Genomic DNA, 2,603 nt, shown 5'->3' on the forward strand with positions numbered 1-2,603 from the left:
ATCCCCCTCGGCAAGCGTGTAGACGTCCTCTTCGGGATCTTTCGGGAAATCAAAGGCAGGATTGGTGGCTGCTGCCTGGAGCCATTCAGTCTCGCTTATGTCGGATTCTTCGGGCAGCAGGTGACTTGCGCGAACCCGAGTTGGTCCAGTGATGGGCAGCGTTTCGTCCAGAACGAGATGATGCTGGGCATCGATCGTTCCTATTGTTTCAATGGCTTGTGTTGCGGCTTGCATTTTGGTTTCTCCTTGTATGAATTAATGTTTGTCGACGTTTATGTGTATTATTGTCTTATTTCTGCAAAACAGGTTTTTCCATGCTTATTACAACCCGTATGCCAAATTGCACATTCACCGGGTTTATCTAGTACGAATTCGATTATACTCAATCCTTTTACACATAACGAGCCATCTTTAACACTAAACGGGATATGACAACGTTTATTTGGATCAATAGATTTCAAAATTTCAACTGAAATATGGTCAAACAATTTATTAACTCCGTTGAGAATTTCTGCGATAAACAACAATACATCATCAATTTCAATCATTTCATCTCTTTCTGGTCTTGGTGAATCGGTTCTACTGAAATAGGTTATGAACTGTTTATCTTTCTTTTTATCGACTGAAATATATCCAAGCAAAAAATGTGTCTCTTCTGATCGCAGTAGGTGGAATTTTTCATACCAAGTTAAATCCCCAAGAATTTTTGAGTAATCCATAAATTCGTTAATATTCGAATTCTTTAATACCATTTTCCTGTGTTCATTGAAACCGTTTGATGGCGTAGATCTGCCTTTGGGGGAAAGCAAGGAACTATAGATCCGAGCATATATGTTTAAAAATGAATAAACGTCTGAGAAAAAGTGTCGCACTATACAAAGAAGTTCTGCATTAGGAATATTGGATGCGTATCCCTTCTCTTCTACCTCGATATAATTCTCAATTACCTTATTAAAATTGTTTTGTATATTATCATACGATCCAACAATACAAAAATAATTAGTTTTTAGAGATTCAAATAACCTTAATCCTTGTATTCGGCATCTCGGATGAATTTTATAATAAACAGAACATAATTTAATTCGTTCCTCCATAGAGGTAGATTCTATATGTTCAAGATAATTAAATTTTTCTCCCATTTGCATCGAATCATCCATCACTCTTCCACCACCTTGATCTCCTCCTCCGTCAGCCCATACAAATCATAAACCATCCGGTCGATCTGTGCATCAACAACTTTTATCTGCCGTTCGTAAATTTCTTTATCGCGTTCCATTCTCGCCTCGTGACATTTCTGATGAAGTTTGAGCATATTATCCACCAGCGAAACAAGTTTATCATGCTTTGTCACCTCCTCTGGATTTGAGAAGTCTATCGTGCGGATTGGAAACGGTTTAAGGTATTCTGTTTTGAAGGTGAAATATCCACCCCTCAAGGTATAACCCGTCGCCTTTAGAAAAACCCATAACAGTTTGGAATTTAGAATCCCAAGGAAAAATAGTTCATTTTCTTCTATAGAGTCTTGAAAAATAAAACTATACACCTTCGTTGTGTGATATAAAACGCCTTGTGAGTCAAAACTCAACTGACAACCAAGCGCAATTTCCGGCGTCATCAATTTTATTGCCTCGAATTCCGTGAGATTTTTTGGATAAATGTATGCGTAAAATTTTTCTCCACGCATTTTTCCCTTTTCTCTATTTTCTAAGGCGGTTTTATTTTCAAGTAAATATTTCCAACCCAATGAAAAATTTTCCTTTATGAATTTTTGTGTCATTAGCTCTGCTTTACCATTTTCAATTTGGTAAGGGAAAATAACTACATTTTGTGGAACGGGCGGATCATACCGGTGAACGTCTTTCCCCATTAAAAATGGTTTTACAAAAGATTTTTCAATTTCAATTTCTTTCGCCAACGATTTTGAATAGCATATGACTGTGTTTTCTGTCCATTCAACTATTTTCAAAACGTAAATTTTATCTGCACTTGTCTGCAACCCTACGAATATTTTACGGGTTATGCTTCCAAGAGTGTTACGTTGTTTTTTTAGTTTACTTATAACTGCCCCTGTTTTTTCGCCGTAGAATTCCCACTTCTCACCTGAAAGTGGCTGGGGTATCGCTGCTTCCTGATAGCAATCGTTTTGTATTTTTTCAGAAATTTTGGTGACCAATTCTATCGGATTTCTCAGTTTTTCAACAGCAACATAGCGAAAAGATTCTTGTTGCTTTTTAGATAAAAATAAAAGGCATGTATAAGTTGTAGCATTTTCAAAAACTTGCTCTGCGCCAAAGTGAACGATCTCGTAAATTGCCTTATTGTTAGAAATTATTTCACGAAGAGGTTCTCCAAAGTTTGCTTGGAAAATTTTGTGGGGGAGAATGCAACCAAGTAGCCCTGTTTTATTTAATAGCGAATATCCCCGTTCAACAAAAAGAGCATAGATGTCAAAATTTCCTTTTCCTCCCGATTTGTATTTGTTTTTGAAATACTGAACTGCTTCGGGTTGTGTATCTTGCAAGGTTTGAATTCTTACATACGGCGGATTCCCGATCACGCAATCAAACCCACCCGCGCCCATAATCTCCCCAAACCCCTTCACC

The 2,603-nt window shown here is 37.4% G+C and carries 3 protein-coding genes; all 3 read right to left on the reverse strand.

What is annotated here, in order from left to right; translation table 11 throughout:
- Positions 1-234, reverse strand: a 234-nt coding sequence (locus U9P79_07065; protein MEA2104381.1) for a hypothetical protein, incomplete at its 3' end; no start/stop codon positions are given.
- 47 nt (positions 235-281) lie between these two features.
- Entirely contained in the window at positions 282-1,157 is an 876-nt protein-coding gene (locus U9P79_07070) for a hypothetical protein (GenBank protein MEA2104382.1), read from the reverse strand.
- Positions 1,157-2,603 (reverse strand): Eco57I restriction-modification methylase domain-containing protein (locus U9P79_07075; GenBank protein MEA2104383.1); only part of this gene is annotated, 1,447 nt, incomplete at its 5' end. The genes U9P79_07070 and U9P79_07075, both read right to left, overlap by 1 nt.

This window comes from Candidatus Cloacimonadota bacterium (genome assembly GCA_034661015.1).
Lineage (GTDB): Bacteria > Cloacimonadota > Cloacimonadia > JGIOTU-2 > JGIOTU-2 > JAYEKN01.